We start from the raw sequence: 23803 nt of genomic DNA, 5'->3' as shown, positions 1-23803 counted from the left end.
TCAGCCGATGTCCAGTAGCTCCCCGATCATGGGCGATCGCCCGTCCCGCTGGCTCGACGGGGTCGCGGTGACCGCCTCGGTCCTGTGTCTGATCCATTGCCTTGTCCTGCCCGCGATCCTGGTGGCGCTGCCGGTGCTGGCGACCATGTTGGCGGTGCCCGAAAGTTTTCACGCGCTGGCCTTTGCGCTCGCGCTGCCGACCAGCGTGCTGGCGATGACGCTTGGCCATCGGCGGCACGGGTTGCCATGGCCTTTGGTTGCCGCCGGGATCGGGCTGACGCTACTCGGCATCGGCGCGTTCGTGATCGACTCGGAAACGGTGGAACGCGCGATCAGCAGCATGGGCGCGGTCCTGCTGGCGGTGGCCCATGTCGGCAACTGGCAGGCCCTGTCGCACCGGGCACCCTGGCGCCCCGTCTGTCCGATGGAGGAGCACCCATGAGCGGCATTCTGGCGGAAGCGGACGCGCGCATTCCCGTATCGGTGCTGACCGGCTTCCTGGGCAGCGGCAAGACGACCGTCCTCAACCATCTCGTTCGCTCGCCGGGCATGGCGCGGGCGCTGGTGATCATCAACGAATTCGGGGCGGTCGGACTCGATCATGATCTGGTCGCCCGCTCGAACGAGGATATGGTGGTCGAGATGATGGGCGGATGCCTGTGCTGCACCATCCGCGGCGACCTGTCGCGCACGCTGCGCGACGCGCCGTGGCGGTTCGCGCGGGATGGGCAGTGCTGGTTCGATCGGGTGGTGATCGAGACGACCGGGCTGGCCGATCCGGCCCCGATCCTCCACACCCTCATGACCGATCCGCGTTTGGCGGCGCTCTACCGGCTCGACGCGGTGATCGCGACGGTGGACGCCGCGACCGGCATGGCGACGTTCGATGCGCAGCCCGAAGCGCTGAAGCAGGCGGCGGTCGCCGACCGGCTGCTCCTGACCAAGACCGATCTGGTCGACGCGGCAGGGCAGGGCGCGATCCTCGGCCGGTTGGCGGCGCTCAACCCCGCCACGCCGGTCATCGCCGTGACCGACGGCGCGGTCGATCCGGCGCTGCTGTTCGATGTCGGATTATGGGATCCCGCGAGCAAGAACGAGGATGTGCGCCGCTGGTTGGCGGAGGAAGCCCATTACGCAGGGCATCATCACCACCATCATCACGACGTGAATCGGCATGACGACGGCATCCGCGCGACCTGTCTGACCTTCGACACGCCGCTGGACCCACTGGCTTTCGAGCGGTGGCTGGGGCTGCTCACGATGTTCAGGGGCGCCGATGTGCTGCGGATAAAGGGGATCGTGAACCTGGCGGGGCATGACGCACCCGTGATCGTCCACGGCGTGCAGCATGTCTTCCATCCGCCGATCGAGCTGGAGCGGTGGCCATCGGAGGACCGGCGCACGCGGATGGTGTTCATCACCCGCCGGATCGACCCCGAAGAACTGCGCGGCACGCTGGCGCTGATGACGATGGGGCTGAGCGACGTGCAGCTGGAGGGCCTGATCGAGCGCGTCGCTGCCGACCTTCCGGCCTGATCCGCCACGCCGCTGCCTTTTCCCGTCGTCGCACTGGTGAATGGATCTGCACCATTCGCGCCGGGAACGCTCGCCGGGGTTCGCCTCACAAGACCTCTTTGTCCCGCTAGTCGGGAGGAAGCCTCAAAAACAAGGATCAATAGACATGTTCACCGAAGACATGGTCCACAAAGCCTTGCAGACCTGGTGCGACAATGTGGTCGCCGTCGGCAAGGCCCATTCCGCGGGCGGCGATCCGCGTGCCGTCGCGGCGCAGGTGCTGGACGACCATTATGATTATGACGCTGGCAAGGTGCTGTTCAAGCCGACCCTGACCTTCGGCACCCGAACCTTCCGACCGACGAAGGACGGCGCGCTGGCCTATTTCGTGGGGGGGAGCGACGAATTTCCCGATGACAAGGGCTTCAAGCTGAAGCCCTGGGTGAAGGTATGGTACAGCAAGGAGGATTTCATCCTGCACGGTGATCTGGCGATCGTGCAGTGCAACGTGCATTTCATCGGTCAGGACGACAGTCATATCTTCGTGAACAAGAGCTTTGTGTTCAAGGAATGCGAGGATGGCAAGGTGCGCATCATCCTTCATCAGTCGTCATTGCCCTATCAGCCCTGATCGGCAGGAGGCGGGCTGTCGGGGCCGGAGTTCAGACAGCTGTATGTTTGGCTGACCTGTCCTCTCACCGCTTTCCCCATCGCTATGCGGCGTGGACAAGTGCCAAATATCTGTTCCTGACCGGAGCTGGCACTTGACCTGCGGCATGGGAATGACGGCCCCCCTCCCAAGCGACGCCGTTGTCGGCCGCCATAGTCGCTCAATGTGCCACTTCTGCTCGAAGCGTGATGGATCGTCGCTTTGCCGGCCATGACGGAACAGGCCGCGATCAATAAAATGCTGTCGACTCGCAATAGCATTTTATGTACTGGGCCTGGCTATGACGGGGCAGGAGATAGACCAAGCTGCTGCTGATATGGCCAAGCGCAGCGCGGCCCGTACATCACGCATGACCCTCATGCGGCGTTCGTGATGGACCGAATCGGGCGCATTCTCGCACTCTTCGCCAGTCAGCGTCGTCGGCTGATCGCCGAGGCGACGCGGCTGACGGGCGATAAGGCATCGGCGGAGGATGTCGTTCAGGAGGCCTGGATCCGCATGTCGCAAAGGGCCACGGAAATGACCAGCGACGCGCCGGCCGGCTATGTGCGCCAGGTCGTGCGTAACCTGGCGTTGGACGAGTATCGACAACGGCGGCGGCGGGAGCAGTTGATGACGCTGGACCCCGGCGACGATCCCGAGGTGCCGGACGGCGAGGCTGTCGGTGTCGACCGGGTGCTGATGGCGCGGCAGGAACTGACGCTGGTGACGGCCGAACTGGCGCGGATGCCGTCCCGGATGCGTCGTGCGGTCGAGCTTCATCGGGTATCCGGCGCCCCACTGCGGGAGATTGCCGCCGAACTGGGCGTGTCGGTCACCACCGCCCATGGGCTGGTGACACAAGGTGTGGAGCGGTGCCGCAAATGCCTGGAACCGAGGCGGCATTGATCGACAATCTGAAAAATGGGTCGCGCCGTTCGTCATGTCTCCATGAAGCGCTGAGGTGGGGGACGGGATGATCGCGGACGCAGATTGTCGGCGCGAGGCGCTGGACTGGATGATCCTTTTGCAGGAGCGGCCGGACGATGCCGAAATGCGGGCGCGCTTCTGGCAGTGGCGGCAGGCGGCGGCGTGCGAGGCGGCATGGCGGGAGCTGGATCATGTCGGCGATGTGCTCCGCCAGGCCTGTGAGGTTTGCCCTGCGTCGCCCCCCTATGCGCTGCGCCGCTGGAAGAGCGCACTGCCTGTCGCGATGGCGACCTGTGTCGCGGCGATCTTCGTTGCGCAGGCCGTGCTGCCGATTGCCCGGGCTGATTTCGCGACCGGGACGGCCGATATACGCAGGGTCAGACTGGCCGATGGCAGTCGCGTTACGCTGGCGCCCGACAGCGCGATCGCGCTCGATGGGGCGCGGCAGGTCAGGGTGTTGCGTGGCACCGGCTTTTTCGAGGTCCGGCACGATGCCGCTCACCCGTTCCGCGTCACTGCGGGGGAGGCGGTGGCGACCGACCTGGGCACCGCCTTCGAGGTTCGGCGCGATGGTGAAAGCGCACACATCGCGGTGCGGGAAGGACGCGTGCGCGCTTCCTGTGAGCATGGCGCGGTTGATCCGAGCGATATGCAGCAGGGCGACATAGCGGAACTGGACTGCGCGACGCGCCGTGTCCGGAAATCGTCCGCTCCGCTATCGATGATAGCAAGCTGGACGCAAGGCCAGCTCATCATGGTCGATCGCCCCTTGGGTGAGGTGGTGGCGGCGCTGCGACCATGGCATCGCGGGCTGCTTCTGGCGCGCGGGAGCGGCATGGCGCGCCACGTCACAGGCGTGTACGACCTCCGTCATCCCGACCGGGCCTTGGCCGCTATTCGCCGGGCGCATGGCGCGGCGGTATGGCAGGTCACGCCCTGGATTACCGTCGTCACGGCTGATTGAGCGGTCTTTTTCGCCATCCGATAAAAAATCCCGAAAAATCCCATGCGGCGTTCGTCTACCCAGTGAATGAGAATGATGCGCAATAGCATAAATGTCATTCTGACGATCGGGGGACGACGTGACGAACGGTTATCCGGAATTTCGGGGGCACAGGCTTCGGTGTAAGGGCATGGCGCTGGCGACGCTGCTGACGGCCTCGTCGCTTGCGGGGCTGATGGCGCCGCTGACGGCACAGGCCCAGCAGACAAGTGTCAGCTTCGGCATCGCGGCGCAGCCGCTGGGCGATGCGCTGGCCCAGTTCGCGCAGCAGGCCCATCTGCAACTGAGCGTCGACGCGACGCTGGTGGCGGGGAAGCGCTCGCCGGGCGTGACGGGGCGGATGGACCGGGCGCGGGCGCTCGACCGGCTGCTGGCGGGAAGCGGCCTCGACTGGCGGGTCGCGGACGGCGTGCTGACGGTCCGGCGGGCGCCGGTGCAGGCCCCGGCCGGAGCGCAGAAGGGGCCGCTTGTCACCGACGCCTTGCAGGTGGAGGGCGAGGCCGCCCCGCGCGACCTGGCCGAAGCCCGCGCCCAGCGTGGCCATGACACGGTCTTCGATGCCGATTTTTCCAGCGGTTACAAGGACCGGGCCGAGATCGAGCGCTACAAGGGCGTCACCACTTCCGACCTGCTGACCGGCATGGTCAATGTGCTGAGCGGCGACGCGCGCAACAGCGGCGCGCTCGACCCCAGCATTCGGGGTATCCAGGGGCCGGGGCGCGTGCCCGTCGTGATCGACGGCACCGAACAGGCGCTGACCGTGTGGCGCGGCTATAACGGCGCGAGCAACCGCTCCTATGTCGACCCCAATCTGATCTCGGGCCTTCAGGTGCTGCGGGGGCCGAGCGACCGGGGCAACATCCGCAGTTCGACCGGCGGCACGGTCGTCATCAATACGCTGGACGCGGACGATGTGCTGCGTCCCGGCCGGACGTTCGGGCTGGACCTGCGGCTGGAGGGCGGCAACAACTCCACCGATCCGCGCCTGCCGACACTGCTGACCGGCCGCGACTATCGCACCGTGCCGGGCTTTCCGCAAAGCTCGCCCAGCTTCGCGCTGCGCGATCCCTCGCTGGTGATCGTCCCCCGTACCCGTGAGGACAACCAGTTCTTCTCGCTGGGCGACCGTGCGGTGCGGGTCGCGGGGGCGCTGCGGATCGCGGGGCTCGATCTGTTCGGCGCCTATGCGTATCGCGAACGCGGCAATTATTTCTCCGGCACAAGCGAGCCGGAATATTATGAGCAGAGCCAGCTCCCCTCGAACACCCTCAACCGTATTCGTCGCATGGCCCTGGCCTTCGCGCCGGGCAGCGAGGTGCCCAACACCTCCAGCGATCTGGAATCCGTTCTTCTGAAGGCGACCTGGCACATCGCCGACGACCAATATCTGCTGGTCAGCCTGCGCGACAGCGTGACGCGCTATGGCGAGATCATGCCGTCGCGCATCCTGATCGATAAAGGCAATGTCCAATGGCCGCTCAGCAAGGTCCACGCCCGCGCCTATAATGCCGAGTATAAGTGGCAGCCGGACAGCCGCTGGATCGACCTGAAGGCCAATCTCTGGGCCACCGACACACGGAGCGACACCTATAATTCGGGCGGCATGCCCAATTTCGCGACCTTCGCCGATCCGATCATCATCGACAATGCCCGCGCCAATGCGATGAACGATCGCTATGGCATCAACGCCAGCAATACCCTGCGCCTCGGCTCGACTTTCGACCTGATGCTGAGCGGCAATTGGCAGCATGAAAAGCTGGCGTCGCAGGACATCTACAATCCTGCGAATTTCCAGGGCTGGCGGCAATTCCCGCGCGCCGGACGGCGCGAGGAATTCCTGGTCCGGCTGGACGGCGAGTGGCGGCCGACCAGCTTCCTGAAGCTGAACGCGGGGGTCAGCTATGCCGGTTACTGGGCGGTCGACGATTTCGCGCGGAGCCAGATCGCCAAGGGAAATGCGAACCTGAATTCGACCGTCTATCGCGGTTATGAATCCTACTTCAATGTCTCGGGCACGGGCGAGGCGTTCTTCGACCGATATTGGCGCGCGGCTCTGACCGGGTTACCGACCGAGGACGTCACTCAGTTCATCGCGATGATGCTGCCCGACTATCTCGCAAGCCCCTATGAACTCTCCTGGGAGGAAGCCGGGCCGGTCTGGCGACCCGATGCGCAGGGGCGCTACTCCCGCGCCGGCAATCCCTGCCTGAACGGGTCGCTCAACAGTGTCGCCGGCAATGACGGAACCTGCCGTCTGCAGAGTATCGTCGAGGTCGTTCCGATCACCGCGCTGCGCCGGTCGGATCACCGCTGGGCCCCCAGCCTGTCCGCCACCGTCTATGCCGACGAACACATGCGAGCCTATGCCCGCTATATCGAGACGTGGCGCTTCCCGAGCATGTTTGAGAGCACGCTGGGCTTCTCCGCATCGTTCAACCCTCTGGTGCAACTTCAGCCGGAGCACGCCAAATTATACGAGGTCGGGCTCGTCCGCGACCTGCGCAGCCTGTTGCATCTGAACCGAGAGGATCAGCGCGCCGACATCAAGCTGACCTTCTATCGCAACCACATCGCCAATGTGGTCGAACGGTCGACCAACCTGCAGTTCAGCAATATCCGGGCGCAGACGATCGCCGGGATCGAGGCGGAGGCGCGGGTCGATACCGGCGGCTTCTATACGCAACTCGGCGCCGCGTTCATGACCACCAACCGGGTCTGCGACGAAAGCGCCGCCGCGCTCGCCGACACGAAGAACGGCAGTGTCCCGGATTGCGTCAAATATGGCTTTCCGGACGGCTTCCTGCTGACCCAGGCGACGCCCGAACAGACCGTCAACTGGACGGTGGGTGGCCGCTTCTTCGAGAGGAGATTGGAGCTGGGCGGGCGGCTGACCTATTATAGCCGTTACAACAATCCCTTCTTCGAAAAGATCGCGAGCCTGCCGCGCGAGCAGCAGCTCGACGTCTATTCGCTCAACATACCGTTCAGTTGGGGCGCGATCGTCACCGCAGACGCCTATGTCCGCTACCGGCTGAACGACCGCTTCTCGGCCGAGCTGGTCGGGACCAACCTGAACGATCGTTATTATGCGGACCCGCTCACCCGTTCGATGATGCCTGCCCCAGGGCGCACGGTTCGGCTGAGCCTGACGGGCCGCTTCTGATGACCCCGAAATTCGACCCCGTCGCCAATGTCCTTCCTGAAAGCCGGACCTGGGCGGCGGGGCCGGATCGATGCGCCCGAAGCAATCGGGCGCACACCACCGCAGGAGTAATAGCATGACCTCCATCAAGATGAAGACCATCCTTCTCGCCGGCCTCGCCATGGTCCTGACGTCCGGGACGGCGCAGGCCCAGTTTGCGGGCGGGTCGAGCGACACGAGCAAGGTGACCGTGGGTGCCAGCGACGTGAATGGCGGCCCCCATGTGGCGGGCCGCGCCGGCATCGGTGTGCCGGGCACCAACGTGCGGCGCGTCGACTTCCAGGGGCTCAGCCTCTACGCGCTTCCCGACCTGAACGGCGTGCGCCACCTCAACATGGCGACCAGCGATACCGCCGATCACAGCAGCTATGGCGATTTCCGCTTCGCCCAGGTCGGCTCGGCCGATCTATGGATCGGCGAATGGTCGCAGACGGGCAACGCCTCGGCGGGCGATCATACCGTCTATTATGTCGGCAATACCAGCGGCACGACCGTCCCGACCAGCGGCACCGCGACCTATGCGGTCAAGGGCATCAGCGATTATGCAAACAAGGGCGTGCTGACCGGCACGCTGACCGCCAATTTCGGTTCCGGCACCTCGGGCACGCTGAGCGGTAGCCTGGCCAATGCCTCGACCGGCGCGGGCGTTAACATCGGTACGGCGCGGATCATCGGGGCCAGCTTCTCGGGCAATGGCGCCGTCGCCACCCAGTCGGGCGGCACGGTCGCGTCAGGTGGCGCGGTGAGCGGTCGCTTCTTCGGCGCTGATGCGGCGGCGCTGGCCGGCACCGTCAGGTTCGACGGTGCCCGTCAGCACGACACCGCCTTCGGCGGCACGAAGAACTGACGAGAAGGGCCGGGCTCCCGTCTCTCCCTTGCGGGAGCCCGGTTCCGCCACGATCATGATGCGCCATACGCCTATCCTCCCTTTGTCGACGCTCGCCATGCTGGTGCTGGCCGCACCCGCCGCGTCGCAGAGCGCGCGCAACGACGATAATCGCCTGCGGCTCGACCCCGGCATAGACCGTCGGGTCACCACGCAGGAGCGCGAGGCGATCGACGGTGCCGAGCCGCCCGACCGCATCACCCTCGACGGACAGGTCTATTCGGTCGGCAACACTCCCGACGATCTCGGCCGCGCGCTGTACCAGTCGGTCGCGCGCAAGAACTGGGTCGATGTCCGCCGCTTCCTGCCGCGCTACCGGGCGCTGCCCCGGCCGGACCCGATGCTGGTCGCCTGGGCCTTGGGCGGCCTCGCGCGCAGCGAGGGCCGGTTGGGCGAGGCCGAACGCCACTATCTCGACCTGCTCGCGATCCAGCCCGACTTCCTCCCCGGCCGCTTGGAACTCGGTCGCGTGTTGTTCGAGGATCGCAAGGACCGCGAGGCGACGCGCCTGTTTCGCGCCATTCGCGACGAACTGGCGGGGCAAGGCGCCCAGGCCGCCGGGGTCCGCGGGACCGTCGCCACCTTCCTCTCCGTGCTCCATCGGCGGAACGGTTGGCAGGGCATGATCGCGATCGGACCCGGCTATGGCAGCAATCTCAACCAAAGCTCGGCCAGTCGGACCTGCCTGTTGACCGGCGAGAACGGCCTATGCCTGATCGACCGCACGCTGCCGCCCGCCATCGCTTCGATCGGCCTGAATATAGAGGGCAATGTCAGCCGCCGGATCGCGCTCAGAGGGCATGGCGGCGTGCTGGCGCGCGCCTTTGTCTATGGCGATCTCTGGCCGGGCCATGGGGCCTTCAACCAGGCGACGCTGAGCGCGCAGATCGGCTTTGACCATCAGACCGCGCGGCACAGCCTGACCCTGTCGCCGACCTTCGACCTGTCGAGCTTCGGCGACCGGCTGCTCTTCACCGCGCCGGGGCTGCGTGCCGAGGCGATGGTCACGCCGTCACCCGCCACCGCGCTGCGTCTGGAGGTGGCGCGCCGCGTCTTCGATTATCGCCGCGACTTCGCCGATCTGGACGGCCCGCTGACCGAAGCGAGCCTGACCGGCTGGCTCTCGCAGCCCGGCGGCTGGACGCTGTTCGCCGGCCTGGAGGTCGGAGACAAGGGGGCAGGGGCGCTCGCCAATGCCTATCGCCATATGGGGGCGCGGCTGGGCGTGGTGCACGGTTTTGGCGACTGGGGCGAGTTGTCCCTGATCGGCTCGGTCCGGCAACGCGATTATCGTGCCTATAGCGAACTATTGGCGGCCAGACGCCATGACGGCGAGACGAACCTGACCGCCGTGCTGCGCCTGCCCAGGCTGCGCCTCGCCGGGCTGACCCCCAACATCCTCCTTCAGCATAATCGGGTGAAGAGCAATGTCGACTGGCTCTATTCCTTCCGTCGAAACGCGGCGAGCTTTCGGCTGGAACATGCATTCTGACGACCTGCGATCCGGCTATCGCCAGCCGGCACAGGCGCGGGCGTTCGGAACGGCGGCGCTGGCCGCTGGCGGGGCGCTGGCGGCGCTGTTGCTGAGCATCCGGCTATTCTCCCCGCCGGTCCCGGCCATGGATGCGGGGCGGACGGTGGTGTTCGTCGTGGAGTCCATCCCGCTCACCCGGTCGAATCCGCGGCCGCCCGATCCGGTCGTTGAGCCCCAGCCGCCTGCACCAAAGCCGCCGATGGCCGTGGCGATGACATCCGCTCCGACCATGGCCGCGCCGGTCGCCGTCAACAGCCCCCCAGCGTCGATTGCGTCGCCCTCCGCCGCTGCGTCGGCGCCGGTGCTGGCCCACTCCGTCGCCGCGCAGCCGGTGGAAAGCCCGACAAGACCCGCCCCCGTCGCCTCCGAAGCGGCCGCAGCGGACTGGCGGGCGCGGCTGCTAGGGCATCTCAAACGCTATCGTCGCTATCCGCGCCAGGCGGAGGCGGCGCGGCAACAAGGCATCGCGCGGGTGGCCATCACCCTGCGCCGCTCGGGCGAGGTGATCGCGGTCGAGCTGGTCCATGGCAGCGGCTATCCGCTGCTCGACATGGAGGCGCGGACGACGGTGCGTCGGGCCTCTCCGCTGCCGACCGTCGATGACGCCGTTCCCGGCGATCCGGTGACCATAGAGGTGCCGATCGACTTCGCCTTGCGCCGCTGAACCGTCTGCTCACCAAAGGGATTTCGCCATGACCTCCATCGCCTCTCACACGGCTTCCGGTTCTGCTGCGGTCGCTTCCACCCGAGCCCTCTCGCGCTCCCAGCGGCTGATGCAGGCGACCCGCAGCGCGCATGACCGGCTGGACGACCGGATCATCTCTGCCGGGCCGTTTCAGACACGCGATCACTATGTCCGGTTGCTGACGATGCAATATCGTTTCCATCGAGCGATCGACGGACTCTATATCCGCGCTCTTCCCCTTCCTGCCTCGCTGGACCTGCCCGCCCGGCGGCGGTTGGAGCGGGTACGGCAGGACCTTTGCGATCTGGGTAGATCGCCACCCGTGGATGAAGACCGGGCGCCGTTCGACGCCAGCCGGATCGACTCGGCCGCCGCCATCGGATGGTTGTGGGTCGCGGAGGGATCGACGCTCGGCGCGGCATCGCTCCTGAAACGGGCGGCGGCGCTGGGGCTTGGCGAGGGGTTCGGCGCGCGCCATCTCGCCGGTCATCCCGAAGGGCGCGGCCGCTATTGGAAGGATTTTACCCGCGCGGTCGATGCGCTGAACCTGGATCAGACGGACGACGCCTTGATGCTCAATGGTGCGCGAGACGCCTTCGCGCATGTCCGGCGACTGGCTGATGCCAGCTTTGCGTAACGCCGGTGGGAATGGGCGGCTGAAGCGGTTTGCGCGGGTCGGCTGGTTGTCGCTGGGGATCTTCTGCGTCGCGCTGGGGATCGTCGGCGCGCTGTTGCCGCTGATGCCGACGACCATCTTCCTGATCCTGGCGGCGGCGTGTTTCGCCCGTTCCTCGCCGCGCCTGGAGCGATGGTTGCTGGACCATCCGCGCTGCGGCCCCACCCTTCGCGCGTGGCGACGCGATGGGGCGATGAGCCGCCGCGCCAAGGCGATGGCTGTCGGCGGTATGGCGACGGGCTATGCCATCTTCTTCACGGTCGCGGATCCGCCCGTCGGCGTATTTGTCGTCGCAGCGCTCATCATGTCGGCCTGCGCCGTTTACATTTATACCCGCCCGGTGACCGGTAACAAAGCTGCGGCCGGACGTGGTGCATGACCTGGAACGCTGCGGGCCCAAAGTCGCATTGTTCGGTGACGTCCTTTCCCATGGGCCGCATGGTACCGCCGAAGTCTGGGCAGACGCACGGTTTGTCATGCACAAATAATCGGACAGCGGTTTACGGCATGGCCTTGCCGCATCCCGTACCCGGGTAGCGGTCGGCATCGCCGCAGTCGCGGCGTCCACCTCGTGCTCTTCAGGACCGCGTTCCAGTTGGTCGGCCTGGTGCGTCAGTTTCTCCGACGACCCGATTGGATGCTGGTAGCCACCCTCTCGAGCAGCCCGCCAAGGACGCCGACATCGCCGCCGCACCACATGAAGACGGAGCTGGCCGGGTCTGTCATAGCCGATCGAATTTGTCCGGTGCATCGGCGATGCCTGACCAGGGTATGTTTCAACGATGCGGATGGCCTGGAACGGTGCCGTGGCTACGATGGCGCCGGATCCTGCAAGAGGTGTTTGGTTCAAGAGCCGCGACATGCGTCAGCGATATTCGGTAGTCACGCGCAGCCAGCTGCGACGGGTATGGCTGGCTGAAGCGCGAACGCCGATTTCGGTCTACATACAGGTGGCTAGCGCTGAGATGGCATCCGCGGTCGTCGTCGTGACGTTGAACCGCATATGGGTGTTGGCGCGTTTGGGCGCGAAGAAATGCGAGCCGGGTGCGGTCAGGAAACCCTGCTGGAGCATGCCCTTTGCTATGTCGGTCCCGTCCTTGAGGGTGCCGAGGTCGGCCCACAGGAACATCCCGCCAGAGGTCGGCGCGACCGTACAGGATATCGCCGCCAGAGCGTGACGGACCGTCGTGGTGTGTCGGGCCAGGCCCGTACGAATACGCTCGCATCGCCGGCGATAGGACCCGTCGCTGAGAAAACGATAAAGGGTGCGTTCCTGGATCAGCATGTTGTTGAGACCCTGAACCGGACGGAACAGTCGCAACATCCCCATTCTGGCTTCGTTCGCGACGATATAGCCGGGGCCGACTTCGGGCGCCAGGATATGGGACGATCCGCCGACATGGATCACATGCTCCAACTGGTCGAGCACGATCAACGGCACACCCGACCGGCCACCCGGCGCCGCCAGATCGGCATAGCTCGCGTCGTCGACCAATGTCATCTCGAACTCGGCGGCGATCTCGAGCAGCTTGCGAGCCTTGTGCAGGGAAATCGAACTGCCCGTCGGATTCTGCAGCACCGATGTCATGATGAACATGGTCGGGCGATACCGCTCACACAGCAGTCGCAGGACGTCCAGGTCGGGGCCATCGGCCGCGCGGGGAATACGCATGATTTCCGCCCCCTGGGCCAGCAGGACCGATGTGTGGATGAACGAGGCCGGATCCTCGATCAGCACCATCGAACGCTGCCGGATGAAGGCCCGGACGATAAGGCTCAATCCCGCGACGCAGCCGGGAACCGTCATGATCGACGGAAGCGGCGCGTCGACCCCGTCGATCCGCAGCTTGTTCTGCAACTCCTGACGCAGGGGCATATACCCGGCCGGATCGCCGTAACTGCCCAAGCGATAGCCGCTGGATGCCACCCCCCGGACGACCCGGTGCAGTTCGTCGATCGAACCGTCGTCATGCAGCAGCACGCCGCTGCCTGGACAGCGCTCGGGCGGCAGGCTCGAGTGGATGAGCTGGAACGGCTCGAGGTTCACGGCCGGCCGGGGCACCGCTTCGCGAAACGGCGCGACAGGCGGGGCCGCGACGTAGAAGCCGGCCCCACGACGGGCATAGATATGGCCGCCCGCAATCAGCTTGTCATAACCGCGCTGTACGGTGTCCCGACTGACGCCATGCTGTGCGGCCATCGCCCGGATCGAGGGCAGCCGCTGATCGGCGATCAGTTCCCCGTCGTTGATCCGACGGGCGACGGCACGCACGATGCGTTCCACCTGGCCGCCCTCGGCCTCCGTCGGCTCGGGGGCGGGCGGTTCATCGAAATTGTCCTTGTCATTCCGGTAGGACAGGCTGCTCATAATTTCTGACTTTGGCCTGAAGTCAAATCGTCGGCAATCGGTAATGTCGACGCATGGGTACATCCTTTCCATTTATTGCGCTTATCGCCGCTTCGATGGGTGGTTTGATAACGTCGCCGGCCCAACGCGTTGCGGTCACGCAGCCCCCGGCCAAGCCATCCGCTGCCCAGCGGCCGGCCATTACGGACCCGATCACGCGATTTACGCTGCCCAACGGCCTGAAGGTCGTCGTCCAGACCAACAAGCGCGTACCGCTCGTCACGGCGGCACTGGTGTACAATGTCGGATCGAAGGACGAAAAGTCGGGCCAGCACGGCTACGCCCATCTGTTCGAGCATCTGATGCTCGACGGCAGCGAGCATTGGAACCAGAATGCGCTGAAGTCCCTGCGGGATCTTGGGGCATCGGATTACAACGCGGCCACCAACCAGGATACGACCCGCTTCTACGAGACGTTCCCGACCGCCGCGCTGGAGCGCGTGCTGTTTCTCGAAGCGGACCGCATGGGCTTTATCGGCGCGGCGCTGACGCCCGAGCGCATCAAGCGTGAGGTCGGCGTCGTGCTGAACGAAAAGCGGCTGCGCGCCGCTCAGCCGGACGGCACCACGGACGCCATCACCTTTGCCGACCTTTATCCCGCCGACCATCCCTATCACCACAGCACCATCGGGGAAGAGGCCGACCTGAACGCCGTGACCGTCGATACGGCCCGGCAGTGGTTCGACACCTATTACGGCCCGTCGAACGTCACGCTCATCCTGGCGGGCGACGTGACCGGCGAACAGGCGCGGCCGCTGGTCGAGAAATATTTCGGTGGCCTCGCCCCGCGCCTGCCGCTCGATCGGCTGTTGACGCGCAGCGTGCCGCTCGCCGGTCCGGTCCGGCGCGAAGTCTATCGGACGGTGCCGAAGGGGCGGATCTATGCGACCTATATCGCGCCGCCCCAGGGATCGCCGGACATCGCGTCCTTCGACCTGACCGCGCAGATCGTTGCGGCGGGCACGCGGTCGCGGCTCAATCGGCGGCTGGTCGAGGAACTGGGCATCGCGACCTCCGCTTTCGTGACCTTCGACGAGGGGCGATTGTCGAGCCGGATGGGTTTCGTGGTCGACGGGATTCCCGCCGATCAGATGGCACGGGCGGAAGCGGAGATCGACGCGGTCATCGCGCGCTACGCGGCGGAAGGGCCTACGCCCGACGAGGTGGAGGCGGCGCGGGCGTCACGCATCCAATATCTGATGGGATTGCAGGCAACGACGGCGGGCAAGGCCTTCCTGCTGGCACGCGCCGCCGGACAGACGACCGATCCCGATTATGCCGAGACGTATCTGCGCGAGTTGCGCAATGCCACGCCCGAGAGCGTCCGCGAGGCGGTCGCGCCGGTCTATGGCAGCCCGGGCTATCGGCTGATCGCGCGGCCGAAACCGAAATTGCAGTCGATGTCGGGCGGCTACAATCTGACGCAGGGGCCACCGCCCATGGGGACGATGGCGCCGATCGCCTTTCCGGCGGTGGAGCAGACGCAGCTTTCCAACGGGCTGAAGGTCGTCCTGGTACCGCGCGCCGAGGCCATGACCGATGTCGTGCGCCTGCGCTTCGACGATGCCGGTCTTGCCGGCGTGTCACGCGATGTCGCGCCGGTCGCGTTCGACCTGCTGACCGCAAAGGGCGCCACGCCGGACCAGCGTGCCCGCGCCGAACGGGCGGAGCGGCTGAACGGCTGGATCGGCAGTGCGCTCGACCTCGACCATTCCGATGTGACGATGGGTTGGAACGCGGCGGATCTGGCGGGCGGCGTGGCGCTGCTCGGCGACCTGCTGACGAAGCCCGACCTGACGCCGGAGACGGTCGCCGCGCTGAAAAAGGCCCGGATCGACCAGCTGAGCGCGGCACAGTCCAATGGCAATGCCATGGCCGATAGGGCGCTCTATTCGGCGCTCTATGGCGACGGCCACCCTTATGCCCGCCCGCTGTCGTCGGCGACGGACATCGCGGCGGTGCAGGCGATCGATCCCGCTGCCCTTCGCGAATGGTATCGGGGCCATGTGCGCCCCGACCATGCAACGCTGTACGTCGCGGCGCGCACCGATATGGCGACCCTGCGACCGTTGCTGGAAAAGGCGCTGGCATCGTGGGTCGCGCGCGGACCGGCGGTGCCCGCACCGATCATCCCGCCCGCACGGGGCACGCCGACGCCGTCGATCACGATCATCGACAAGCCGGGTGCATCACAGACCTATATCCTTGCCGGCCGCATCCTGCCGCGGGCGGATCGTCCCGACAGCTTCGAAGCGACGGCCGCCATGGCGGCGAACGAAGTCTATGGCGGCAACTCGTCTGCGCGGATCGCGAGCAACCTGCGGGTCGACAAGGGCTGGACCTATGGCATCGGGTCGGGGCTCTACAATACCCGTGGGGAGAGGCGCTGGATCCTGGCCGGTACGGTCGACCGCGATCACAGCGGCGATTCGGTGGCGGAACTCATCCGGGAGATGCGGAGCCTCAACAGCGACCGTCCGCCCGAGCAGGCGGAGCTCGACCGGATCGTGTCCGCCGCCGCGAACCAGAACGCCGCCAAGCTGGAGGGGGACGGCGATCTTCTGGCGGCCATGGCCGACGCGCAGTCGGCAAAGCTGCCATATGACGATGTCGTGCGGCAGCCGGACCGGTTGCGCGCGCTCAAACTGGACCAACTCGACGCCGGCGCGGGGCCGTTGGCCAATCCGGACGACGTGCACTGGGTCCTGGTCGGCGACTGGCAGCGCATTCGCGACCAGTTCGCGAAGCTGAAGCTGGGAACGCCGGTCGTCGTCCCGCTGGGGCGATGACACCGATGCCGCCCGGCATGCCGGGCGACCGAATTTCTATCAGAAGGGGGATGGAATCATGAGGAAACACCATATCGCGACCGCCAGCCTGCTGGCACTGACCACCATCATCGCGCCGGGGACGGCATTCGCGCAGGCGAAAACCCATTCGCAGCCGGCGTTGCCGCTGAGCGAGGCCTTGCAGCGGATTGCGGCGGAATGGGGCAAGCCGCTCAATATCGATCCGGATGCTGTAAAGGGCATTATCGCGCGACCGGTCAAGAACGCACAGTCGGAACGCGATGCGGTCGCTCAGGCGACCCGGGGGTTGCCGGTCGCCGTCGCCGTCGACGATGCAGGCATCATCACGATCATGAACGACGTGATCGTAACCGCCCGCCCCAATGAGGCGGAAACCAGCGTGATCGTGCGCGGCGCCACCAGCTCGTCGCGCCTCGGCCAGTCGCTGCGCGACCAGGCGCGCAACACCCAGGTCATTTCGGCCAAGCTGATGGAACAGCAACAGGTGCAGACGATCGCCGAAGCGCTGGCCAATGCGGGCGGCGTCGTCGTCAACACCGCCACGGTCCAGGGCGGCGTCGGCTATTCGGTGCGCGGCTTTTCGTCGCAGGGCGCAGTCAACGGCCTGCCCTCGGCATCGAACTCCAGCTTCGCCGCCGGCACTACCCAGTCGCTCGCGAATGTCGAACGGATCGAGGTGCTGAAGGGCCCTGACGGCATCCTGCTGGGAGGCGACAATCTGGGCGGCACGATCAACATCGTGACGAAGAAGCCGAACGCCGAGGAACGCCTGTACGTGTCGATGGATACCGGATCGTTCGGCCTGATCCGCGGCACCCTCGACGCCAATCGCCCGCTCTCCGACGACAAGCGCTTCAGCGCCCGCATCATCGCCACGGCCGCGACCGCCGACCATAATTTCGGTGGCTATCGCGGTGACCAGGACTATCTGTTCGCGCCCTCTCTGCGCTTCAAGAACGCGACGACCGACATCATCGTCTCGGCGACGCTGGGCACGCAGTTGTTCGGCATGGTGCCCTATACGCTCTACAACATCACGACGAAGCAGCCGTTCGACCTGCCGGGCGGGCGCCGACTGGTCGGCGGCCCGGATCAGGGGGTGCGGATCGGCACCACCCAGTTCAATGGCGAGATCACCCAGAAGCTGACCGACTGGCTGACGGTCGTCGGCCGCTACCAGCATCAGAACGTGACCTTCAACCTTCAGCAATATTCGCCGTTCGCGGTGCTGAACAACAACGGCCTGCTGCTATTGTCGACCAGCGGCGTACGCCAGAAGTCGAACGGCGACGCGCTCGACACCTTCGCCCGGATCTCGTTCAATACGGGCAGCGTGACCCATAAGCTGGTCGCGGGGTATACGGACGTCAGCCAGACCGTGAATGCGCTCTATTCCAGCGATGGGGGCATGTTCCCCTATAATTTCCTGCAACAACCGCCCGCCACGTTGCGGCCGCTGGCGATCAAATTCGGCGGCGAAACGTCCAGCCTCGATTTCCATCAGCGCGGCTATTATGGCCAGTATCTCGTCGGCTTTGGGCCGATCCACCTTCTGGCCGGCGTGCGCCACACCGATCTGGACATCTCCGGCGTCATCACCGGCACCCGCCCCAGCACGTCCCGCAACAAGGTGGGATCGACGGTTCCCAATTACGGAGCGGTGGTCGACATCACGGAGAATTTCTCGGTCTTCGGCACGCTCGCCTACGGCTATGTCCCGGTCACCACACTCGACCGGTTCGGCAATCGCCTGCCCGACCAGCGGTCGCGTAACGCCGAAACCGGCGTGAAATGGGATCTGTTCCACAAGCGGATGCTGATCAACGCATCCTGGTTCAGCCTGCGTCAGAGCAATCTGCTCGATCGTGATCCGGTCAATCCGGCGTTCAGCATCGCGGTGCCCGGCCAGTTGGGTCGGGGGATCGACCTCAACGTCTCGGGCGAACCGCTGCGCGGCCTGACGCTGACCGGCGCGTTCACCCGCACCGACTATAGCTACCTGAAGCCGTCGACGGGGATCGGCAGCGTCGTCGCCGCGCAACCGCGCGACATCTACAATCTGTACGCGTCCTATGTGCACCGCATCGCCGACCAGACGAAGGCGGGGCTTGGCGCCGGCTTCTCGGGTCGGTCGAGTTCCTTCATCGACACGCGCGGCCTCTACACCATCCCGGCTGCGTGGCAGGCGAACCTGAACGGCTTCCTGTCGATCGGACGGCTGGACCTGAACATCGGCGTGCGCAACCTGTTCGACCGTCAAAATTACAACCCGACACGTGCCACCAGCTATGTTCCGCTTGGCGAGCCGCGCACCTGGCGGCTTACGGTCGGCTATCGCTTCTTCTGATCCAGGACTTACTGCCGATGATGCCGCAACCCACGCAAACCGGGGAGGTCCGTCGCGAGACGGGCCTCGCCCCACCCCAGGCCGCGACTGCCCGCTGGCGCGATGCCTGGCGGCTGGTCAGCCGCTACTGGACGTCGCCGGACTGGAAGTTCGCGTGGTTCGCGCTGGTCGTGCTGCTGTTCTTCCAGTTCGGCGCGGCTTTCATCCTACTGCGGACCAATCAGTGGCAGCGCCATTTCTTCGACGCGATCGAGCAGCGCGACCAGGCCCAACTGCTGCCGCTCCTGATCGTCTTCCTCGGCATCATGGCGATGCAGGTCGCGATGATCGTGACCGAGAATCTGATCGACGGCCTGTTGTCGATCCGGTGGCGGACGTTCCTGACGCGCGACTATCTCGACCGCTGGATGCGCCGCAACCGTTATGCGGAGATCGAGCGGTTGCGGATCATCGACAATCCCGACCAGCGGATCGCCGAAGACCTGAACAACATCACCGCAGCCGTCGGCATGTCGATCGGCGCGCTGCATATCGCCCTCCGGCTGCTCGGCGCGATCGTCAGCGGCGTCACCTTCGCCATGATCCTGCTCGAAACGGCACCGCCGATCCGCTTCTCACTGGGCGGCACGGCCTTCTCCATTCCCGGCAGCACGGTATGGTATGCGGTCGGTTATGCCCTGATCGGATCGTATCTGACCGCGAAGATCGGTCAGCCCTTTGTCCGCGCGATGATGCGCCAGCAGCACCGCGAGGCGGATTTCCGCGCAGGGCTGATCCACGTCCGGCGCAATGCCCCGCAGATCGGCCTGGCCGACGCGGTCGCGACCGAGCGGCAGGCGCTGGAGCGATCCTTCGACGCGGTGCGCCTGAACTTTCGCTCGGTCATCTACAGCTCGCTGGGCCTGACCGCGGCCGGCAGCGTCTATGACCGGCTGGGCACGGTGGTGCCGCTGTTCATCATGGTGCCGACCTATTTCACGGGGGGCATGTCCTTCGGGCAGCTGATGGCGGGACAACAGGCCTTCAGCCAGTTGGGTATGCAGCTCGGCTATTTCGTGAAGAGCTATCAGCTGATCGGTCAGCAGGTCAGCTATTTCAACCGTATCAGGGGATTGGACGACGCGCTCAACGCTGCGCGACCGGCCGGTATCGCCGTCGGGGCGGGCACGGCACCCGGCATCGTCCTGGCGACCGAAGGATTGGCGCTCCACCGTCCGCATGGCGAGGCGATGGTGACCATCGGCGACTGGTCCGTCCGCGCGGGCGAACGCTGGGCGCTGTGCGGCGCTTCGGGCACCGGCAAGTCGACGCTGATCCGTGCGCTCGCCGGGCTTTGGCCGGACGGCCAGGGCCGCGTCGCGCTGGCGAACGACAGTCGCGCCATGTTCGTCCCGCAGCGGCTCTACCTGCCGCTGGGGACGCTCAAGGCGGCGATCTGCTTCCCCGATGCGGCAACCGATCATGACGATGGCGAGGTCCGGGCTCTGCTGCACCGCGTGCGGCTGGATCATCTGGCCGACGACGTCCACGCCCTGCGCCTGTGGCAGGAGGAACTGTCCCCCGGCGAGCAGCAGCGCATCGCGCTCGCCCGCATCCTGCTCCATCGCCCGGATGTCGTGGTCCTCGACGAAGCGACCAGCGCGCTGGATGCCGACAATGCGCGGCACTTCTATGACAGCGTTGCCGAGGCCCTGCCGCGGTCGACGGTCATCAGCGTGCTCCATGACGCGGGGTTGCTGGCGCGCCACACGCACATCCTCACCTTCGCCGATGGCCGGGCCCATGCCGCCGCCATCGAAACATCGACAGGGCGCGGCTGAGGTCGCGTCGCGGACGGCGCGATCGGTGCCGCAAAGGATCACAACTGTAATGGCTTACAAGGTTACCGACGTCACCGGCATGGACTTTGCGGATATGACCGCGCAGCAGGGAATGACCCTGTTCGACCTCTGGTCGCCAGACTGTGCACCGTGCCGGGCGCTCGCGCCGATCCTCGACGATCTGGCGAATGATTTTGCGGGCGAGGTGCGTATCTGCAAGGCCGATATCGCGGCCGACACCGGACTGGGGGAGCGGTTCGCCGTGCGGGCGTTACCGACGCTGGCCCTGTACCGCGATGGGGCGGAGGTCGATCGGATCATCGGGTTCCGATCGCGGGCCGATCTGACCAGCTGGCTCGAGCGGCATCTGTGACCGGCGCATTCACCGGGGATCCCGCAGTCAAGGCCGAACTGCTCGATCGGCTGACGACCCATGCGGCGAACGGGACGCTGCGTTTCGGGGTGACGGCATGGGACGGGCAGGGGGGAACGCCGCTCGGCGTCTCGACCCAGGGCGGCGACGTTGCCGACTATGCGGCGCGCTTCGGCTATCCGCTGGCCCTGGCGGGCCTGCTCGATCCGATGACGGCCTATGCCGCGCCAGACCGGGCGGTCGATACGGCCCTGGCATGGGTGACCGCCGTGGACGTGGGCGCGGACCTTTCGGCGGTGCCCGAACGGATCGTCCACGACCTCCTGGAGGCGATGGAGGCGGATCGGCTGGCCGCTGCCTATCATGCAGAGCTGCGGCAATTGTACCGGGCGGAAATGTCCGGCACCCCGCCGACACGACGCGACTGGGCGGACTTGCGCAACCGGATCGCCCAGGCGACCGAGGAGGAGCCACCAACCAGTGACGTGCGGACCGCCTTGACGGCCTGCGTCACCGCGTGCTGGCCGCTTGCAACCAGCAGCTCGGTTCTGCCCACGCTGTTCTCGGTCTGGTTCAGGGACGTCAACCGACGGCCCGACCCGGAATTCTGCGATGCGTCGCGCGAGCTGGCCTACGCCAAACTGGACGAGATCTACCAGGAAACCCAGCCGCTGCGGGACACCGGGCAGAGTGTCGACATTCCGGCCTTGTTCCGGACCCGTGACCCGACGCTCGCCGCCGCGTTCGAGGGGCAGCTGGCACGCTCCAATGCCCGCTATCGGGCCCGCGCCCAGACCGTGCCCGACCTGGTGTTGGCGCATCTTGCGTCGCCCGGCGCCTGATCCCGACGAACATTCTTCACAGGACAAGTCATGACCCATCCCCTCGCGGACGCGACGACGCTGCCCCCCTTCGCCGCTCTCACTCCGGAGGCGATCGGACCCGCCGTCTCGGCGGTGATCGCGGACCGGAACGCGACCGTCGAAGCCCTGCTTGCGACCAGGCCAGCAAGCTTTGCCGACGCATGGCTGCCGCTCGAGCGCAGCAATGTTGCGATCGACGCCTTATGGTCGGCCGTGTCGCATCTGCAGGCGGTGGCGGACACCCCCGCCCTGCGCGAGGCGCATGATGCCGGGCAGGTGAAGCTGGTCGAGGCGAACATGCGCATCCAGCAGAATCGCGACCTCCACGACCTCTATGTGAGGCTCGCGGCCACCGCCGACTTCGCGTCCCTGCCGCAGGCGGACCGTGCGGCGGTGGAGCGGGCGATCCGCAACGCGACCCTGGCCGGTGTCGCGCTTTCGCCCGAGGCGCGGGCGCGCTTTGCCGAAATCTCGGTCGAACTCGCGGCGCTGTCCAATGGCTTCGCCAGCGCCGTGCTCGACGCGACGGCCGCGTGGAGCGAGCATGTGACCGACGAGGCGATGCTCGCCGGTCTCTCGCACAGTGACAAGGCGATGCTTGCCGCCTCGGCTCGGATGCAGGGGCTGGATGGCTGGCTGGTCACGCTTCAGCAGCCCAGCGTATCGGCGATCCTGACCTTTGCCGAGAATCGCGGCCTGCGCGAACGGGTCTATGCCGCCTTCAATACTCGCGCGTCCGATCAGGGGCCCGATGCCGGTCGGTTCGACAATAGCGATCGGATCGGACGCATCGTCGCGCTTCGGCGGGAGGGCGCCAATCTGCTGGGCTTTGCGGATTCGGTCGAATGGTCGCTGGCGACGAAGATGGCGCCTGATGCCGCAGCGGTGCTAACCTTCCTGCGCGATCTCGGCGCCCGCGCGCGGCCCTTTGCAGAAGCCGAAATGGCGACGCTGCGCGATTTCGCCGCGACCGAATTGGGGCTGGAAGACCTGCAACCCTGGGACATCGGCTTCGCATCCGATCGCTTGCGGGCACAGCGCCATGCCATCGACGAGGCAGAGGTGCGCGCCTATTTTCCCGTCGATCGCGTCCTTACCGGCTGGCACGGCTTGATCGAGCAGCTCTACGGCGTCCGCTTCGTCCGGCGCGAAGACGTCGCCCTGGCGCATCCCGACAGCTGCTATTTCGATGCGGTCGACGAGGATGGCCGGGTCTTTGCGGGCCTGTATGTCGATCTTCATGCACGGCCGGGCAAGCGGGGCGGCGCCTGGATGGCCGGAGCGCGACCGCGGGTGAACGACGGCAATATGCGCCAGGTGCCGGTCGCCTATATGACCTGCAATTTCTCGCCCGCCAGCGCCGACGCGCCCGCGCTGCTGTCGCATCGCGAGGTCATCACGCTGCTGCACGAAACGGGACATTGCCTGCACCATCTGTTCACCGAGGTGGATCGTCCCGCCATCGCCGGCACGTCCGGGGTGGAATGGGACGCGATCGAACTGCCCAGCCAGTTGATGGAGGACTTCGCCTGGGATCAGGGCGTGCTGACCGGCATGTCCGGCCATCATGTCACCGGCGCGCCTTTGCCGTCCGACCTGTTCGACCGCATGCTCGCCGCGCGTCATTTCCAGTCGGGCATGGCGCTCGTCCGCCAGATCGAATTTGCCCTGTTCGACCTGCTCCTCCATCTGGGCACGCTGGGCGACGATCCCATCACGGTGATCGAGGCCGCGCGCGATGAGGTCGCCGTCATCCGCCCGCCCGCATGGCACCGCTTCCCGCACGCATTCCTTCACATCTTCGCGATGAATTATGCATCGGGCTATTACAGCTATCTGTGGGCGGAGGTGCTGGCCGCCGATGGCTTTGCGAAGTTCGCCGACGCCGGCATCGTCGATCGCGCGACCGGGAAGGCGTTCCGTGCCGAAGTGCTGGCGCGTGGCGCGACCCGTCCGGCAGCCGAGAGCTTTCGGGCCTTTCGCGGTCGCGATGCCGATCTCTCTGGTCTGCTGGTGCGTCGCGGGCTGGCGAAATCGCCAAGCGCATAGATATTCGCATCGTCCAAGGCCTTCAGCGTAAGGCCGACCACCCGTTGTTCGTTG

The 23803-nt window shown here is 66.1% G+C and carries 18 protein-coding genes; 17 read left to right on the top strand and 1 reads right to left on the bottom strand.

Annotation, left to right across the window (positions count from 1 at the left end):
• Positions 1 to 7: 7 nt before the first annotated feature.
• The 11 genes from QZ546_RS06560 (at position 8) to QZ546_RS06510 (ending at position 11459) form a co-directional block, all read left to right on the top strand.
• On the top strand, positions 8 to 442 hold the full coding sequence (locus QZ546_RS06560) for a MerC domain-containing protein (protein WP_294235782.1): 435 nt from the start codon (positions 8 to 10) through the stop codon (positions 440 to 442).
• On the top strand, positions 439 to 1536 hold the full coding sequence (locus QZ546_RS06555; RefSeq protein WP_294235781.1) for a GTP-binding protein: 1098 nt from the start codon (positions 439 to 441) through the stop codon (positions 1534 to 1536). The genes QZ546_RS06560 and QZ546_RS06555 overlap by 4 nt, the downstream gene beginning before the upstream one ends.
• Before the next feature lie 40 nt (positions 1537 to 1576).
• Entirely contained in the window at positions 1577 to 2146 is a 570-nt protein-coding gene (locus QZ546_RS06550) for a hypothetical protein (protein ID WP_294235780.1), read from the top strand.
• Between the two features lie 411 nt (positions 2147 to 2557).
• Entirely contained in the window at positions 2558 to 3073 is a 516-nt protein-coding gene (locus QZ546_RS06545; protein WP_294235805.1) for a sigma-70 family RNA polymerase sigma factor, read from the top strand.
• Positions 3074 to 3140: 67 nt separating this feature from the next.
• Entirely contained in the window at positions 3141 to 4058 is a 918-nt protein-coding gene (locus QZ546_RS06540; protein ID WP_294235779.1) for a FecR family protein, read from the top strand.
• A 118-nt stretch (positions 4059 to 4176) separates the two neighbouring features.
• Complete coding sequence (locus QZ546_RS06535; protein ID WP_294235778.1) at positions 4177 to 7260, top strand: TonB-dependent receptor; 3084 nt, start codon at positions 4177 to 4179, stop codon at positions 7258 to 7260.
• 115 nt (positions 7261 to 7375) lie between these two features.
• Entirely contained in the window at positions 7376 to 8146 is a 771-nt protein-coding gene (locus QZ546_RS06530) for a Slam-dependent surface lipoprotein (protein WP_294235777.1), read from the top strand.
• A 55-nt stretch (positions 8147 to 8201) separates the two neighbouring features.
• Positions 8202 to 9677 carry a surface lipoprotein assembly modifier gene (locus QZ546_RS06525; RefSeq protein ID WP_294235776.1) on the top strand — a complete coding sequence of 492 codons (1476 nt, stop codon included), beginning with the start codon at positions 8202 to 8204 and terminating at the stop codon, positions 9675 to 9677.
• A complete protein-coding gene (locus tag QZ546_RS06520) occupies positions 9667 to 10383 on the top strand; it encodes an energy transducer TonB (RefSeq protein ID WP_294235775.1) in 717 nt (238 codons plus the stop codon). The genes QZ546_RS06525 and QZ546_RS06520 overlap by 11 nt, the downstream gene beginning before the upstream one ends.
• Before the next feature lie 109 nt (positions 10384 to 10492).
• Complete coding sequence (locus QZ546_RS06515) at positions 10493 to 11041, top strand: biliverdin-producing heme oxygenase (protein ID WP_294235774.1); 549 nt, start codon at positions 10493 to 10495, stop codon at positions 11039 to 11041.
• Positions 11025 to 11459, top strand: coding sequence for a YbaN family protein (locus QZ546_RS06510; protein ID WP_294235773.1), 435 nt, complete (start codon positions 11025 to 11027; stop codon positions 11457 to 11459). Before QZ546_RS06515 ends, QZ546_RS06510 begins: the two co-directional genes overlap by 17 nt.
• Before the next feature lie 561 nt (positions 11460 to 12020).
• Here the strand turns inward: QZ546_RS06510 and QZ546_RS06505 are convergent.
• Positions 12021 to 13448: a PLP-dependent aminotransferase family protein gene (locus QZ546_RS06505; protein ID WP_294235772.1), complete on the bottom strand. Its 1428-nt coding sequence runs from the start codon at positions 13446 to 13448 to the stop codon at positions 12021 to 12023.
• 95 nt (positions 13449 to 13543) lie between these two features.
• On the opposite strand from QZ546_RS06505, the gene QZ546_RS06500 reads away from it, so the two are divergent.
• Genes QZ546_RS06500 through QZ546_RS06475 form a run of 6 tightly spaced genes read left to right on the top strand, consistent with a single transcriptional unit; the run spans position 13544 to position 23749 of the window.
• Positions 13544 to 16276, top strand: coding sequence for a pitrilysin family protein (locus QZ546_RS06500; protein ID WP_294235771.1), 2733 nt, complete (start codon positions 13544 to 13546; stop codon positions 16274 to 16276).
• A gap of 58 nt (positions 16277 to 16334) precedes the next feature.
• Positions 16335 to 18644 (top strand): TonB-dependent receptor, encoded by a 2310-nt coding sequence (locus tag QZ546_RS06495; RefSeq protein ID WP_294235770.1) that lies wholly within the window; start codon positions 16335 to 16337, stop codon positions 18642 to 18644.
• Positions 18645 to 18661: 17 nt separating this feature from the next.
• On the top strand, positions 18662 to 20464 hold the full coding sequence (locus tag QZ546_RS06490) for an ABC transporter ATP-binding protein/permease (RefSeq protein WP_294235769.1): 1803 nt from the start codon (positions 18662 to 18664) through the stop codon (positions 20462 to 20464).
• A gap of 49 nt (positions 20465 to 20513) precedes the next feature.
• A complete protein-coding gene (locus QZ546_RS06485; protein ID WP_294235768.1) occupies positions 20514 to 20837 on the top strand; it encodes a thioredoxin domain-containing protein in 324 nt (107 codons plus the stop codon).
• Positions 20834 to 21679: a hypothetical protein gene (locus QZ546_RS06480; protein WP_294235767.1), complete on the top strand. Its 846-nt coding sequence runs from the start codon at positions 20834 to 20836 to the stop codon at positions 21677 to 21679. The genes QZ546_RS06485 and QZ546_RS06480 overlap by 4 nt, the downstream gene beginning before the upstream one ends.
• A gap of 30 nt (positions 21680 to 21709) precedes the next feature.
• Positions 21710 to 23749, top strand: a complete 2040-nt coding sequence (locus tag QZ546_RS06475) for a M3 family metallopeptidase (protein WP_294235766.1) — start codon at positions 21710 to 21712, stop codon at positions 23747 to 23749.
• Positions 23750 to 23803 lie beyond the last annotated feature (54 nt).

This window comes from uncultured Sphingomonas sp. (assembly GCF_913062585.1).
In the GTDB taxonomy this organism is placed as follows: domain Bacteria; phylum Pseudomonadota; class Alphaproteobacteria; order Sphingomonadales; family Sphingomonadaceae; genus Sphingomonas.
This window is presented reverse-complemented; position numbering and strand designations above follow the sequence as displayed.